This window comes from Leptospira semungkisensis, assembly GCF_004770055.1.
Classification (GTDB): Bacteria; Spirochaetota; Leptospiria; order Leptospirales; family Leptospiraceae; genus Leptospira_B; species Leptospira_B semungkisensis.
The window spans coordinates 536939-552377 of record NZ_RQEP01000005.1; the positions used below are offsets into that span (position 1 = coordinate 536939).

At 42.0% G+C, this 15439-nt stretch carries 15 protein-coding genes; 5 read left to right on the plus strand and 10 right to left on the minus strand.

Annotation, left to right across the window (positions count from 1 at the left end; translation table 11 throughout):
• Positions 1-13: 13 nt before the first annotated feature.
• From EHO59_RS02645 to EHO59_RS02660, 4 genes are all read right to left on the minus strand, one after another.
• Positions 14-1597: an MDR/zinc-dependent alcohol dehydrogenase-like family protein gene (locus EHO59_RS02645; RefSeq protein WP_135584475.1), complete on the minus strand. Its 1584-nt coding sequence runs from the start codon at positions 1595-1597 to the stop codon at positions 14-16.
• Complete coding sequence (locus tag EHO59_RS02650; RefSeq protein ID WP_135584477.1) at positions 1598-2260, minus strand: rhomboid family intramembrane serine protease; 663 nt, start codon at positions 2258-2260, stop codon at positions 1598-1600. It abuts the gene before it with no gap.
• Complete coding sequence (locus EHO59_RS02655; protein ID WP_135584479.1) at positions 2257-2946, minus strand: TetR/AcrR family transcriptional regulator; 690 nt, start codon at positions 2944-2946, stop codon at positions 2257-2259. Before EHO59_RS02655 ends, EHO59_RS02650 begins: the two co-directional genes overlap by 4 nt.
• Positions 2947-3012: 66 nt before the next feature.
• Positions 3013-3909, minus strand: coding sequence for a fructosamine kinase family protein (locus EHO59_RS02660; protein WP_135586440.1), 897 nt, complete (start codon positions 3907-3909; stop codon positions 3013-3015).
• Between the two features lie 115 nt (positions 3910-4024).
• Here EHO59_RS02660 and EHO59_RS02665 point away from each other — a divergent pair, with 115 nt between their 5' ends.
• Positions 4025-4960, plus strand: coding sequence for a glycosyl hydrolase family 18 protein (locus tag EHO59_RS02665; RefSeq protein ID WP_135584481.1), 936 nt, complete (start codon positions 4025-4027; stop codon positions 4958-4960).
• Positions 4961-4964: 4 nt separating this feature from the next.
• On the opposite strand, the gene EHO59_RS02670 is transcribed toward EHO59_RS02665, so the two are convergent.
• Entirely contained in the window at positions 4965-5696 is a 732-nt protein-coding gene (locus tag EHO59_RS02670; RefSeq protein WP_210413016.1) for a hypothetical protein, read from the minus strand.
• A gap of 179 nt (positions 5697-5875) precedes the next feature.
• Here EHO59_RS02670 and EHO59_RS02675 point away from each other — a divergent pair, with 179 nt between their 5' ends.
• Both EHO59_RS02675 and purT read left to right on the plus strand, forming a co-directional pair.
• Complete coding sequence (locus EHO59_RS02675) at positions 5876-7021, plus strand: FecR family protein (RefSeq protein WP_135584483.1); 1146 nt, start codon at positions 5876-5878, stop codon at positions 7019-7021.
• Positions 7022-7161: 140 nt separating this feature from the next.
• On the plus strand, positions 7162-8325 hold the full coding sequence (gene purT, locus EHO59_RS02680) for a formate-dependent phosphoribosylglycinamide formyltransferase (protein WP_135584485.1): 1164 nt from the start codon (positions 7162-7164) through the stop codon (positions 8323-8325).
• A gap of 18 nt (positions 8326-8343) precedes the next feature.
• On the opposite strand, the gene EHO59_RS02685 is transcribed toward purT, so the two are convergent.
• Entirely contained in the window at positions 8344-10764 is a 2421-nt protein-coding gene (locus tag EHO59_RS02685) for a 1-acyl-sn-glycerol-3-phosphate acyltransferase (RefSeq protein ID WP_135584487.1), read from the minus strand.
• 277 nt (positions 10765-11041) lie between these two features.
• On the opposite strand from EHO59_RS02685, the gene EHO59_RS02690 reads away from it, so the two are divergent.
• Entirely contained in the window at positions 11042-11818 is a 777-nt protein-coding gene (locus EHO59_RS02690) for an LIC13411 family adhesin (protein WP_246052618.1), read from the plus strand.
• Between the two features lie 69 nt (positions 11819-11887).
• On the opposite strand, the gene EHO59_RS02695 is transcribed toward EHO59_RS02690, so the two are convergent.
• The 3 genes from EHO59_RS02695 to EHO59_RS02705 all read right to left on the minus strand — a co-directional run bounded on the left by EHO59_RS02695 (position 11888) and on the right by EHO59_RS02705 (position 13250).
• A complete protein-coding gene (locus EHO59_RS02695; protein ID WP_135584489.1) occupies positions 11888-12250 on the minus strand; it encodes an LIC13410 family lipoprotein in 363 nt (120 codons plus the stop codon).
• Positions 12251-12318: 68 nt separating this feature from the next.
• Positions 12319-12768, minus strand: a complete 450-nt coding sequence (locus EHO59_RS02700) for a MarR family winged helix-turn-helix transcriptional regulator (RefSeq protein WP_135584491.1) — start codon at positions 12766-12768, stop codon at positions 12319-12321.
• Positions 12765-13250, minus strand: a complete 486-nt coding sequence (locus EHO59_RS02705; protein ID WP_135584493.1) for a glutathione peroxidase — start codon at positions 13248-13250, stop codon at positions 12765-12767. The genes EHO59_RS02700 and EHO59_RS02705 overlap by 4 nt, the downstream gene beginning before the upstream one ends.
• 239 nt (positions 13251-13489) lie before the next feature.
• Between EHO59_RS02705 and EHO59_RS02710 the strand changes: the two genes are divergently transcribed.
• Positions 13490-13843: a thioredoxin domain-containing protein gene (locus EHO59_RS02710; RefSeq protein ID WP_135584495.1), complete on the plus strand. Its 354-nt coding sequence runs from the start codon at positions 13490-13492 to the stop codon at positions 13841-13843.
• On the opposite strand, the gene EHO59_RS02715 is transcribed toward EHO59_RS02710, so the two are convergent.
• Positions 13833-15224: a porin gene (locus tag EHO59_RS02715; protein ID WP_135584497.1), complete on the minus strand. Its 1392-nt coding sequence runs from the start codon at positions 15222-15224 to the stop codon at positions 13833-13835. The genes EHO59_RS02710 and EHO59_RS02715 overlap by 11 nt on opposite strands.
• Between the last annotated feature and the right edge of the window lie 215 nt (positions 15225-15439).

Here is a 15439-nt window from a genome sequence, read left to right on the forward strand (position 1 = left end):
ACTAAATACTCGGTCAGGAAGCTCCATGCCTGACAATCACTTTTATATTCTCCGATTTTCTAGCGGCGAGATACGCTTCCGGGATGGACTGAGAATCGTATTCCCCACTGATCAATGCTTCTGAAACGGTATGTAAGAAACCAGGTTCGGATTCCAATAACTCTCTTGTTCTATGAAAGTCACCGCATCTACTCGAACTTAGAATGCCACCGGAGAGAATCCAAAAAGCAAATGGATTCGGATCCTTCTTTGCACCTTGAGAGATTAGGACGGATCCTCTTGGCCTCACCAAAGATCTTTCGATCCCTGTCTTTGGACGAAGAATAGGATCCAATTCAGAACTAGAACCTATAATGGCAAAATCGAAATGAGGCAGAGCTCCATCAAACTCAGTGCTATGTAGAAATTCGTCGGCCTCTTGGATACTTCCTACAAAGAATTTATATTTGTTCTGGGTCTTTAATTGATCGATCCAGATCTGCTCTTCTTTGGTAAGTTCCGTTTGAGAAGATATATAGATCCAAGTTGGAGAAGTCTCTTGGATTCCCCAAATCAAATCAGAAAGATCCGATCTCAGATAAGTGATAGAGATCTCATCCACAACCATTTCCGTGAGATGAGAGATTCCCAAAGAAGCCTGTCCATTCGTTGTCTTTCGATGGATTTCCTTTGCAGTAAGATACATAGCAGTTTCCAATCCCGAAACAGAACCGGTGGTATCAAAGACCAGATCGAATGCATCTTTGCAATCGGCCCATTTTATGGCTTTAGGTTCTATCTTCGATCTATCAAATACTTTTCCGAGCAGAGCCTCTTCGGATCGATCGAACATCTTCGTATCAGCACCAATCGTCTTTTCGATCTCGGTTTCTTCCTTTCCTAAATTAGAAAAATAGAATACTTTATCTGCGCCTACCGAAAGGGAGAGTTCTTTCAAATCTTCATGTCTAAGAATGGAAACGATCTCATAACTCAGATTCTTTCTTTTGCGATAAAGATCCAATGCTGCGATTACAAGAGATCCAAGTCTCCTCGCTCCTAAAACCGCAATCTTTTGAGGAAGATCTCTGCCTCTTCTATCCAAAGAAACTTCTACCCCATGCAAAGAAGCTGCAAATGGTTCTAGCAAAACTGCTTCCTTGTCTTTCAGAGAACCTGTTTCTACAAGAGTTCCCACAGGGGCTAAGATATAAGGACCGAATCCTCCCGGAAGACGATCTATTCCCAACACCATTCTAGTTGGGCTATGAGTGGGAATTCCTATATTGCAAAACGGATCCGTCTCTTCTCCTCTGGCCGCAACAGTATCATTGATCTCTAATACGTATTTCTTATGAGTAAGTGGGTCGGAAACCAAGACCTCGTGTCCGATGACTTGAGGCAAAGCAAAAGGTAGAAATCTTCTATCCAGATCTGTCGAACAAATTCCGCAGAGTTCCGTTTTGACGAGCCTATATCCTTTTCCAAGTTCTAGGTAAGGAAGAGCATTGCGCTGGATTTTCCAGCCGGATTCTTCGGAGCCTTCCATTTCATATACGGATCTACTAAAAGAATCATCCGAGTTATAATCGAAGGCTGTAAAACTTACAAACTGCAATTATCTGGCTCCTACAAAGAACCCCAGAATCAGTAATAAGATCACGAAGACAACATTCAGTACGAAACCTGTATGCAATTCTCTTCTGATCTTATTATTCAAGAAATAAGCCGCAAAGACTACGGAAAGAAATCCTCCCAAGTGAGCCCAATGAGCGACCTGATCCTTGGAAAATAAATTCGTTATATCCGAGTATACCATCAACCAAGCGACTGCAAATACCGGAAAAGGATAGTTTCTCTTTTTCACTCGAATGGAAAAAGGAGAAAGAAGGGCCGCAACTGCCGCGAGTCCTGATACCGCTCCCGAGGCTCCGATTGCAGGTTGGTGTTCTCCGAGAATTACTCCTCTTACGAAAGAATCCAATCCGCCGGAAACGATTGCTCCCATGAAGAAGAATAGAAGCCATTTAGATCTTCCCACTTTGTATTCTACGATCCTTCCTAAAAAAAATAGGAAGATCATATTCCAAAACAAATGCATGAAGTCCGCATGCAAGAAGGCCATTCCCACCCATTTCCAAGGATAGAATTCTCCGGGACGACTGATAAAGAATGCATCCAAAATCTCTTCGGGAACCAAGAAATAAAGAACGAACTGTGAAATGGAAATAAGCCCGACAAAGAATGCGGTAAGAGGAAATTCAAGCAGGTATGCTCTCACTTCTCACCTCTTTGGATATAATAGTTTAAGTAAGCCTTTAACATGGTCTTTAATTCCTGAAGAATTCCGTCCGCCAATGCTTGGTCTTGGCGCTCTCTCAACCAACGACTCAAAACGGAATCAGTTACCTCGACCATGATCCTTGACATCACGGTCATCTCTTCTTTTTTTTTCATCCAAGGGATAACACCGAAAAACAAATTACTTAAAAAATCGGCGATCGCCCTGTTATTTTCGCGATCTATACTGACCAGCTGAGGATCCAAATTCTTATTCGACCAAATAGGAATAAAACCCGGTTCCGTCTTATAAAATCTAGCAAATGCATCTATGAGTTGGTCCACTAAGGATTCCCAGTTCGACATGTCTGGCTTGCTGTCGATAAAGTTTAAGACCATATCATTCACTCTAGCCAAATGCCTTTCTCCAACGGCGCTAATGATCGCATGCTTATTCGGAAAATATTGATAGAGAGAGCCGATCGGTATTCCAGCTTTCTGAGCAATCAGATTGGTAGTGATCGCTTCGGTCCCAACTTCGTCCAAGAGACCGGTAACGATATCCAAAATATATTGCACACGTTCGATCGCTCTCTTTTGAGAAGGAGACTTTCTGAGATTGGATGTGTCCGGCTTGTCCTGGGAAGCAGGAACGCGAGCGCCTTTTTGTTTTTTGGTATTGGGCAAAGAAGTATCCCCGGACTCGGATTGATTCTTACAAAAGAACAGTTCCCGAAGATTCCTTCAAGAAAACTATTTCATACCGTAATAGCGAAGTATATGTCGGAGACTGGTTAAGTAAGAAGCTCCGAACAGATTAATATGGACCAACACTGGATACAATTGCCAAAATTGAATTCTATCCTTAAGATTTGCCGGATCTTCCAAACCACAGGTAGCAAGTATCTCTTGCATTTCCTCCAGGTTGAGAGGACTTCCGAATAATTGCAGCATCGCCAGATCTTGTTCCGGATGGGAATAAGAAACGGAAGGATCTATTAAGTATGCGTGTCCATTTTTTGCCTGGAGAACGTTACCTGACCAAAGATCTCCATGTACCATTCTTGGCTGTATACGATCCAGCCCCCATTCTTCTGCAAACTTTTGGAAGATCGTTTGAATAGAAATGAAATCCTTATCGGTTAATAATTTCCGGGACTGTGCCAATTCGATCTGAGGCTTTAACCTTCTCTCCCAATAGAATTCGGAAAATGTAGAAAACCATCCGTTTGTCTGAGGAAGGGATCCGATAAAATTATCCCGTTTCCAACCCCAGGATCCGAATTCGGTTCTATAAAGATTCTTTAAACTGGCGATTAGGTCCTGTCTGAAACCTGCAGAAGATCCGGTCTCGATAAACTCCATCGCAAGTAGCGAAGTCTTTCCGAGGTGCACCGTTCCTAAGCATTCTGGAACTCTGACACCCAGCCTGCATAATTGCTCGAGACCTTCTGCTTCTGTCTCAGCCATTTCTTTCTTGGGAATGAGTTTGATTGCGAGGCGGGAACCATCAGGCAATTTGGCAAGGTATAGCTCGAACAGGCTTGCAGAATGAAAGCTGATCTCTGCCTTCTTGGTAGAGGATAAAATGCCGAGCCGGTCCAATCCGTCTCGGATCAAGTCCTCCATGCCTGTATTCGTGATTGCCATCATTCGCATCCTTCCCAATTCTTCGACCCGGGATCTCCTTTAAAAATCGGTGTCTGGGTCTTCAGGATTGAAGAAAAATCAACAATCGGTTTCCCTATTATTACAGGACGAAGAAATGAATATCTTTCCAATGACTCGAGTCTGTTTTACCATCTTAGCACTGATTTCTCTATGTCCCTTATCCGCAGAAGAAAACGGCGTTTGGAAATATGCCCTAGGCAAGGACCTGCATAGCAAACCGGATAAGTTCTGGGAGAAGGAATTCCAACAAGGAACGACCATTTGCTTTACGGGAACGAGCATTAGTTCTGATTCCAAAATACAACACCATGCTCCTCCTACCGAGCTTCTGGTAAATGGGAACAAAAAAGGTGTCCGTTGGTTCCCCTTAATCAGCTTCTCCTCGCCTAAGATAGGAGAAATGATCTTCTCTTCTCCTACACAAAGAAGAGAATTGATCCGCCATTTAGAAAAGTTCTTAGATCAATATCCTATTTACAAAGGCATTCATTTGGATTTTGAAGGAATGCCTCCGAGTGCCGGGCCGCATTATAAAGATTTCTTAGTCCAACTTCATCCCAAAATACAACAAAAGAAGAGGATCCTTTCTCTGGCATTATTTCCTCAGGAGAATTTTATACCCGAGTTAGCCCAGTTTCACTCTTTCGTTTATAGGCAAAATCTTGCGGATGAAGTGGTGCTCATGGCGTACGATTATCATTCCCCCAAAACGAAACCTGGACCTGTAACCGATTATACTTGGATGCAGAAGAATATGAATCTTCTTCTAAAAACATACAGATCGGATCAGGTCTGGCTTGGAATTCCTTTGTACGGTTATTTTTGGGAGAAGGATAAAGATTCCCCGAGAGTCCTAACATATTACAAGGACGGCAAATTCGCTTTGGACAACGGAAAGGAAAAACAAGGAATTTATCTGATCCGAACCAAAACAGGAGAAGGAAGCTTAATCCTGGATACTAGTCTCTGGTCAGAATATGCAAAAAATCTAAAGTTAAGAGGGCTCGCTTTCTGGAGATTAGGATTTTGATAGATTATCGTGCTCCATAAACGATCCGTACCTGATGGCTCTTGCCATTCTCGTCGTTTATATTGCTCGTGCCCTTGTATTCCATGATCCTCTTGGATCCCTTATCGTACACAAGATCGATTGGTTTTACGAATACGGAAAGAAAGGCGCTATCTATTTTCAATCTTAGGAATAAGGCAGGCTTACTGTTAAATTCTCCTTCCTTGGTCTTCTCTACAGTAAAACGAAACTTATCTCTCTCTACCGGAACTAGGAAATAAAGACTCAGCTTCTTGCCCGAAACTAATTCCTCCCAATGATCCTCTACGAAATAATCAAAGCCTCCATCCAAAGCAGCCGGCCCGTTATTCTCCAGCACCTTTTCCTGAATCGGTTGGTCCGTCTTACGACGTGCGAATAATTTTACTGAGTCTCCTCCCAGAAAACTTCCCCCTTCTAAATATCCGTCCCTATCATCATCCAATTGAAAGTCAGGAACATTTCTATTCTTAACGAAACTAATCCTCTTCTTGGCAAAGGTCTTTCCTTCGGGATCTTTATAGGTAACTAAAGAATGAGTATGCTTTCCATTCTCCCAAAACTCTTCATGGTAATCTCTGTATAATAATTTGCCCGTTTCGAGATCGTATGCTGTGCCGGTAAATCGGACCTGTTTGGATCCTATCCCCAGCAAAGAAGAAAGGAACGCATTTAGAAGGATTGTAAAAATAGAAATCGACAAGACCTTTTGAAACATAAGCGGAGTCATCCTCTCTTGCAAAGACTGCGGATCTGAAATTTCAATTTTTCACTTAGGTTGATTTAGTAAGAGAGTTAAATTTTCGAAGTTTGATAATTTTTTTCCCATTTTCCTAAAATCCTTTTACTTAGGTTTGTTATTTAAATTTGAAAATCCCTATTGAAAAGCGATGTTATATGAAATCGAAAATCCTTTCCCTCCATCTTCTCCTTTGTATTAGCTTTATAGTCTTAGGATCCTGTTCAAAGATCTCACAGATCTTAAGTCCAAGTAAATCCAAGCCGGGACTGGTAGTCATCTTTGTAAACGGCGGAGTTCAAGTACAAAGAGAAGGCAATAAGATTCAAATCAAGATCGGAGATATCTTACAAAGGAATGATGAGATCATCACCAATAATGGAAGCATCGATTTACAAAGCAGTTATGGCCATACGATCCGATTGAAATCCTTCACTAGACTGAGCATTGAATCCTTGCATGGAGAATTGAACGAAGAGACTTCTCTTGCAGTCAAAACAGGACAATTATTGATCAAGGCAAACAAACTCAGCTCTAAGGAAAGCTTCCGAGTTTCTACTCCTACTGCGATCGCTGCCGTACGAGGAACTGCATTCTCATTCGAAGTAGTAGAGGGAACGCTGCCGAGGATCAAGGTCTATGAGGGAATGGTAGCCATGACTCTGAAATCTCCGATCAGCAAAGAGATTACTGCCGAAGACATCGCCAAAAATCCGAATTTAAAAAGATTCGAACAATTCTTAAAAGAGAACGAAGTAATCATCTCCGAAAAAGAAGAAGCAGTAGTGAAACCAGCTTATGAAGAATTGATCCAAGCCATTCTCACGCAGGTGGACAAGAAAACAATTGAGCAAAGTATAAACGAGTTTCAAGAAGATGTGCTTAAAAAAGCGGTCTCTAAAAAGAACTTCAATATCAGCCCTCAAGAAGAAGCAGATCTCCAAACCCTAGTGAAAGTAAAAGAAGAACTGATCGATTCCGATCTTGAAAAGAAAGAAGGCGTAGAGGTTTCTTCTCAAATCCAAAAGGATCAGTCCGAAAAATTAAACCAAGCTTTCGATAAGATAGAGAGTGTAGCAAAGGACCAAAACTTGGAATCGGAGGGTGAGATCCAAAAGTATTATAGCGTCCTGGAGACGGTCCGCAAGGTGGATGATACGGAACTCAGCGGAGCAGTAGTAACACAAGTAGGTGATACGATTCTACTACATTCTACAGAAGGGATCTTCAGATTGAATACCTCTCAGATCAAATATATTGAATACAAGAACTTTGATCTAGTTACTAAGAAGAAGAAAAAATAAATCTTAGACAAGGTTCGTCCGGACTATTCTTTGCAGTCCTGATAGATCGAAAAGAAGGCCTCATTTCCTTAGAATGTAAATGGAGCCTTTTATTTTTTCCTTCCCTTCCTTATTTGCGTCTAGAAATTCTCCCAAGAACCATGAAAAAGAAAATCCTTCTACTAGGCTCGGGAGAGCTAGGCAAAGAATTCGTGATCGCGGCCCAAAGGCTAGGACAGTATGTGATCGCCGTCGACAGTTACGATGGAGCACCGGCCATGCAAGTGGCCCACGAAAAAGAAGTTATAGATATGTTGGATGGCAATGCCCTGGACCAAGTAGTCGCAAAGCATAAGCCGGACTTAATCGTTCCAGAGATCGAAGCAATTCGCACGGAGCGATTTTACGAATATGAAAAGCAAGGATACCAAGTAGTTCCGAGTGCAAAAGCAGCGAATTTCACTATGAATCGAAAGTCGATCCGAGACCTGGCTGCAAAGACTCTCGGATTGAAAACTGCGAAATATGAATACGCTTCCACTTTGGATGAATTGAAGAAAGCGATCGAAACCATCGGGATCCCTTGCGTGATCAAGCCATTGATGTCTTCTTCCGGAAAAGGTCAGTCTGTGATCAAAACTACAGAAGACATAGAGCCCGCTTGGATCGCATCTCAAACGAAAGGAAGAACGGGAGCATCTGAAATCATTGTAGAAGAATTTATCCGATTCGAATCCGAGATCACTCTCTTGACGGTTACCCAAAAGAGCGGCCGCACTTTGTTCTGTCCACCGATTGGTCACAGGCAAGAAAGAGGAGATTATCAAGAGAGCTGGCAACCTACTGAGATCTCAGAGACTCAACTACAGGCTGCACAGGATATGGCGGATAAGGTAACTAGAGAATTAAGCGGCTCTGGGATTTGGGGAGTTGAATTTTTCTTAGCTACAGACGCAGTTTATTTCTCCGAGCTTTCTCCTCGTCCTCATGATACTGGAATGGTTACCTTGGCAGGAACCCAGAACTTCAATGAGTTCGAATTGCATTTGAGAGCAGTACTTGGACTTCCGATACCTGAGATCGTTCTAGTTCGCAAGGGCGCAAGCGCAGTGATCCTTTCCGAGACCGAAGGAAATATCCCGAATATTCAAGGGATCGATAAGGCTTGTGAGATGCCTGAATCGGATCTTAGGATCTTTGGAAAACCTATCACTAAAAAGTATAGAAGAATGGGAGTGGCCCTTACTTATACAAATAAGGACGAATCCATTTCTATGCTACGTAAGAGAGCGACTCTGATCGCCTCGAAAATAAAAGTAAATTAAAGAATAAGCGCCGGACTCTTAAGTCGGGTCCGGCACCATATTCGCATAATATTGTAGAAGGTCCCCATCAAGGGCCTTGATCATCTCGTCTTCTTTCCGGATGAATTTTCTGGACTGAAGAACCTTAAGTCCTCGGTTCAGGATTTCTCCAGTATCTTTGGTGAGATAATTTCCCTTTCTGGTCAGTATCCTTTCTGCGATCATCTTCTCCAAATCGGAAAGACTGATCTCTCCTCCCGCTTCCATTAGAAGTTTTGCAACTAGATGGTTCGGCAGGATCCTATGATGCGCCTGCCATTCTCTAGAAATCTCCATGGAGATAGAAAGTGTTGGATCATCCTCGTGGATATAACGAGAAACCGGAATAGGTTCGCAGAGATCCATATATACTTCCGTTCTCTTAAATAAGAAATCTCTAAAGGACAAATGAATATCTTTGCCGGTAAATTCCACATCTTCCGGAACATTTTCGTAAGACAGAACGATTGGAACTACAAGAACTTCACTTCCAGTATGCTTGAAAGCTTCGACAGAAGTAGAAAGAATTCCGGTCTTAATCGGAATAATTCCGCCGGTTCTAGAGCGAGTGCCTTCTGGATATACCAATGTAGGAATTCCTGCCTCTAACATCATGGTAGAATATTGGGTCAGACATTCTAAATAGAGAAGATTTCTGTTCCTTTTTCTATCTACCATATAGGCGCCGAGCGATTTCAGAACCCGAGCGAGTCCTGGAGTTGCCATCACCTTCTTGTCCGCTGCATATCTGGGAACAGGCAGACCTAACCAACGCAGACCGAAAGCGACTTCTATAGAATCCAAATGAGATCTATGAGTCGGAGTATAAAGAATATCATAACGGGAAGCTAACGCTTTGATCTCCTTAATCTGTCCTCCGATCTTAGGCAAACCTCCTCCAGGCTTGAATCCCCCGATCGCAAAACGCGCGGGAGCTACTAAATGGATAAGCGATTCACGGAAGAAAGGACTGTATTCATCTGCAATCTCAGAAACATAGAACTCAACTAACCTTTCCAAATTCCGAGTATGTTTCTTTTCATACGTTTCTTCCGCTTCTTGCCAAAGAACGATCTCTTTCGGAAGAAGAAAAAGATCTGTGCCTGCTTCATTCTCCACCGCTTCAGCGTATCTCTTCTCCAAGGATTTGATCTGAAGGCCTGCTTGTTTTAAGATACGATCCGCCATTCCAGGCTGAGAATGAACATGACGCAGTACTCTTCTTCTAAGCGCTTGTTGGAATTCCTTTCCGGAAGCGAGAGTCAATCCAAAACGTTTGCGCGCAGTACGGGAAATATTTCGTATCTCATCACTTGTAGATTTAGAAACGAAACGGATCATCTCCGTAGGAGAAACCTTTCTAGTAAGAACTTCGAAAAGAGTCGTAAATAAAGGTAGTTCGACTTTCTTCTCTTCCGCCAGATCAAGAATAGTAGAGAGAGAATAAGCTCCTTCTACATGACTTTCGCTTTGGCTCATTTCCTTTTGGATGAATTCTTTTGGATTGAAGAATAACTCGATTCTCTCCAACAGATTTGGAGAATCTTCTCCAGAGATCAGCTTTCGAATAAATCTTTGTCCGTAAGCGCGGTTTCTGCTCGATCTGGATGTAGCTGTAGTGATTAGGTCCGCCAATCCGAATTCCATAGCAGGTTTTGCAGGAAGATCCAACGCGTTCAATAAACTAAGTATTTCAGAAAAACCTAAACTGATTAGCTCTCCTTCAAAATTAGAACCGCATTCCGGGATCCCACTCAAGATCCCGCAAGCGATTGCTATCGGATTCTTCATCACTCCGACTAGTTCTAAGGAACGGATATCTTCAAAAGTTTTAATATGATTTCTAGGGCCTGAAAAAAGTCCTTCGATTACCTCGGAACCCCTCTCGCCAGACGATGCAATAGAAAAGAAACTATGCTTTCCCTTTGCCATTTCAGAAAGAAGATTTGGACCGGCGACTGCAACATATTCAAGATCCAGCTTATCCTTTATCTCTCTGACTTTTAAAACATAATCGGAGAATGTGACTGCGTTCGTTTTCTTTCTGGTGGAAGTGGAAACGAGGCCTTTCGTAAACGCGACCATCGTATGTTCTTCGTCGGGCGAAAGAACGGAAGAGATTCGATCGACCACGTTTTCAGTCTGTCGAGAAGGAACTGCAATGATAATGACCCAAGATCCTTTGGATAAAAATTCAAAATCGCTTACTACCTGAATATTGTTCGGAAGAGGGACATGATCGTCCAAAAACTCCGTAGTTCTATCCTTCTGCATGCGATCCGCATTCTTCTTATCAAAGTACCAAAGAAAAAGATTTTCAGTCTTTTCCGAAAGAGACACGGAAAGATGAACTCCCATGGGCCCGCCGCCGAAAATTGCTATGTTCTTAAAGCGGGGCGGAACTTCTTCCAAATCAATCATCAACTCGTTCCAATTTAATATTTATTTTTCCGGATACTTTCCCAATCGAAGAAGGGAAGAAAACCAATAAAATTCGCACACTTTTGCGATTGCGTTTCCTGTTTAAACCGAAAGCGTAGCGGTAAAGCATCTTCTTACGAAGTGCAATCTTCTAACCATCGCAATGAATGAAACATTGAACTCAATTTTTCGAAGAAATTCCAGTTTTAAATTCTTATCCTCGCGATTTGGAAGAATAAAAAGCACATCTGCTTTCCATATTGAAAAAAGAAGCTCTTTGATTACAAAACGGTTTTATTTCTATTCAATCTTTCTTCTCAGCTTCTTAGTGATCGATTGTTCAACTTATTGGGCTCATAGAAAGAACGATCTTGCTGATGTCTTTACCGCAGGAGTAGAGACTCCCGGTTATGGTGTAGGACTTAGGATCGGACCTTTAGCTACCGGATTCATCTTCCAAGGAGGAGAGAGCGCGCCCGGCAAAAGAGATCTTGGAACCGGCTACGGATTACGAGGTGGAAGTTACGGATCTTATAGGTCCCAACAACTCGTGTTCGGATTCTTAGGCGGGGAAAAATTTCATTCTCTTCCAGACACTCCGGATCCTGTGGCGCCTAGTCCAAAGACAGAGCCAAAATCATCAGCTCAGGATCCTAGCTCTCCTGGATTTTTACTATTACCCGATTCTCCCGAAAATGAAGAAGATCCGAATCCTACTCCGGAACTTGCGAATGAGAGACAAAACACTAAAAGTTTTGAGATACGATATTTACAATTTTATAATAATCCTGTAGAAGAAAGAAGGAAGGCTAAGAAGGTCTTATTCTTTAAAAAATTCCTAGAACACTTGGATCCTGAAAAAAAGAACGAAGCGATCCAAACGTATCTGACCCAAAACCCCAGAAGCAAAGATGATTATCCACTGGGTTTCCTCTTCGAAATAGAACTTTATATTTCTGTTAAGTACGGACTCAGATTAGGCTTCAATATCGGCGAATTCGTGGACTTTCTGCTAGGATTTACCGGATTGGATCTGATGGAAGACGATCTTTAAGAGTCTTAAAGAAGAAATAAAAAAGGCCGTGCAAATCACGGCCTTTTCAAACTAGTTCGAAAAATTCGATTAAAGCTTGTATTCGTATTTTTTGATCACGCCTTTTTTATCAACGATCACTCTGATGAACTTGGTGTTCTCATTGATGCGAGAAGGTTTCTCAGCAAGGGTCTTGTACGAATTTTTTTGATACGTGGTAGATTCCATATACCACTCAAGCAGAGATCCGTCTTGGGTATTTTCTTCGACAGTAGGAGTTCCTAAGACCGCTTCGGCCTTAATCCTTTTGTCTCCTTCTTTGATCATGCTGGCTTCGATAGTGCGAATATCCGAATTAGGCTGATATGCCGGCTCGGATTTTTTTTCTTCGGAGGAACAAGCTCCTATAAGAAGAACTGCGACAAATAAAATCGCAGAAAGTATTCGTTTCATTCTAAAACTCCTCAGCGCGAGTAGGCGCCATTTAAAGCGGCTCTATAGTTTTCGATAAAACGGATTTGTCACGCCGAATTTCTTACTTTTTCCTCCAGATGAAGCATAAGTTTGTCTAAATCTTTTTTCATAGCGACCACCTTCTCTACCACTAGTCCAGAACTTTCCAGTAAACGTTCCGGAATGCAGAGAGCCTTCTTGCGTAGGTTGCGGCCTTTGATCGTCAGTCGGACAACAAGATTGCGTTCATCCTCTTCGGATCTCGCCCTTGTCAAGAACCCATTCTTTTCCATCTTCTTTAATAAAGGAGTCAAGGTCCCTGAATCCAAGAAGAGACGATCTCCTATTTCTTTCAAAGGAATAGAATCCGTCTCCCAGAGAACAAGTAACACCAAATACTGAGAATACGTTATGCCCATTTCTTCCAGAAGCGGACGGTACAAAGCCGTTACCGCCCTGGAAGTTGCATAAAGAGAGAAGCAAAGCTGCTTTTCTAACTTTAGAGATTCGTAATTCAAGTGGATAAGAGTTCCAGGATCTTGCTGTCAATTTTTTCAGGCGGAGTAAGAGTTGCAAATCTCTTGATCACATTTCCCTTTCTATCGACTAAGAATTTAGTAAAGTTCCACTTAATGGACTTGCCGAAGAGACCTGGAGCCTTCTTCTTTAAGAATTGATATATAGGGTGAGTTCCTTCTCCGTTCACTTCGATCTTTTTGAAAAGAGGAAAGCTCACTCCGAAATTCACTTGGCAGAAGTTTTGAATCTCCGAATCAGTTCCAGGCTCTTGGTGACCAAATTGGTCGCATGGAAAGCCAAGAATTTCTAATCCTTGGGACTTGTATTTCTCATACATTTCTTGGAGACCTTTGTATTGAGGAGTGAAGCCGCATTGGCTTGCAGTGTTTACGATCAGTAAAACTTTTCCCTTATAGTCTTCCAATTTTTTTTCGGTTCCGTTGTTTAGAGTAGCAGTTAGTTCGTATAAATTCTGAGCCACGTCTTAGTACCTCCTAGTTTACAAAATAGATTGTATACAATTTAATTTTGTTCAATCATTTTTTACCTGATTTCTAAAATCTTTTTCTATTTCCATTGAGTAAAACTCCGAGACTCGGGTCGGTTTTAGGCGATTTGAAGATGAAAGAAGGAAGAGAAACGAGATCTTTTTCAAAAAGACTCATAAATTTTTCCAAGGATTTCTCTAACGGCACAACGTAATAGATGAGGAAAAACAAAATGAGATTTAACACATTATTTCACCCACAGGGATCCGATCCCAATGCGCCAATGGAGACAGTTCAATCCGATTGGGAAGAAGCTATCTTAGTATGTACAAAATGTGCTTCTAAATTCCGAGGAGAGTTCTTTAACGGAAGAACAAGATTAAGGTCGGAACTAAAAGATACTCTTCGCTCTGAAGGAGTTCGCAACGTAAGAGTCATGGAAGTTTCCTGCCTGGACGTATGCGAAAGAGACAAGATCGCGATTACAAGCACCAGATTCTCAAAGATGGGAAGAGCCATCCTTCTCGTTCCGCCTGGAGTTTCTGCTGAAAGAGTTTTGAAAGGACTGAACGATCTCAAATCTTAAGAGATAGAGAAAAGATAAACATACGATCCAATCTAGAAGTGGTATTGTGTTCGTAAGGATAAATAGAATCCATTGAGCGTCTGTATTGGTATGTAAATCTAAGTAAGATCGCAGGATCAGGATTATAATCCAAGGTTCCGGTCGCTCCTCCTGTTTGGAATCCATCCTTAGTATTGGTTACTACGATCATCTGATCCCTGTCCAAGTATCTTTCTAAACGAGCTCCGATTCTCCAATCAGGCAAGAATCTGTACGCGACCCAAAGGTTTCCTACATACACTTGTCTGTAAGCGTTACTATCGCCTCGCACATAATAAGAACGATCCGGAGTGTACACAAGATTCTGACTGCTCGCTCTTTCTTGGTAAGCAACGTCGAAGGAAGAGGCGAAAGTAAGTGCGTGAGTCGGCTTCCATTCGGCGATAAAGTTATTATAGTATCTCGTCTCTTTGGGAACTGCAGTTGGCTGCTCATTTCCCATGAACGTATTCCAACGAAGCATAATATTCGGACGAGGGTTGTATTCTAAGCGAAACCCTCCCGACATGTCCTTATTATTATCCGTCACGACTTGGTATCCATTGTCCAAGTGTAATTGATAGGAGAGTTTATTCGTAATCTTTCCACTCAATCGAAAACCGGAAACGTAATATGGTACGTAATCTAGAGAAAACGCTCTTGTATAAACGAAGTTCTCATGAGAGATCCAAGACTCATATCCTAGATGACCGAAATAAATCCCAGCATCCAGCCATGTAGACTTGCCCAACTTAATTCCAGCGTACGCTTCCTGCATATTACGGATCGAAAACTCATTGGAAGTTTTGCCTGTGGTACCTTCTCCCACATAGTTTGCAACTACCGAGGTCCCGAATTGAAGAGCTAACCTTCCTCTATATTTATCCGTTTCTACTTTTCCATCTATATAAGCTAGATTGATATTGTACTCGTTGGTTCTAGTTGCTTGCGTCGTATAAGATAATTCTTTAGAATCGGGGCGATTCAAACTGGCATTATAATAACCATCTATGAAAAATCCGAATTGGACCGGGATGACCGCGTTTTCCTTTTTCTTAGGATTCAATTCTTCCGATTTGGAAAAAGTCTCCTCTTCTTCCTCATTCTCTTTTTTATTTTGAGAAGAAGACGACGACTTATCCTTCTCTTTAGAAGGCTGATCTCCTTTCTTCAAATCCGGTTCCTGGCTCGGCTCTTTTTCCTCGGTCGATCCTTCATTTGGGTTTTTGACCCCCGCCGAAGTCTGTTGGGTAAAGACCTTGGACGGTTTCTGAGCAATCGAATTCTCTTCTGCTTCCGTTTCTGAGACGGGAAGAGAGAATCCCACCGCGATGAGGATCACCGAGACGCATTTATTTTTCATCGATTCCAATCGTTTCAGGACAAACATCGAATCCATCAATTTTCGAAAGGGTAAATTTTCTTTACGGAACCTTAACGATCCGATAGACGTTTATAACGATATTCAAAGAAAAAATAAGAATGGCACTGAATTTCCGCAAGATTAGCCTCGATCGCGAGAGGAAAGAGTGAACCTTCTTCTGAAAAAAGTCTAATTAAAATTAATCCCTACACAAA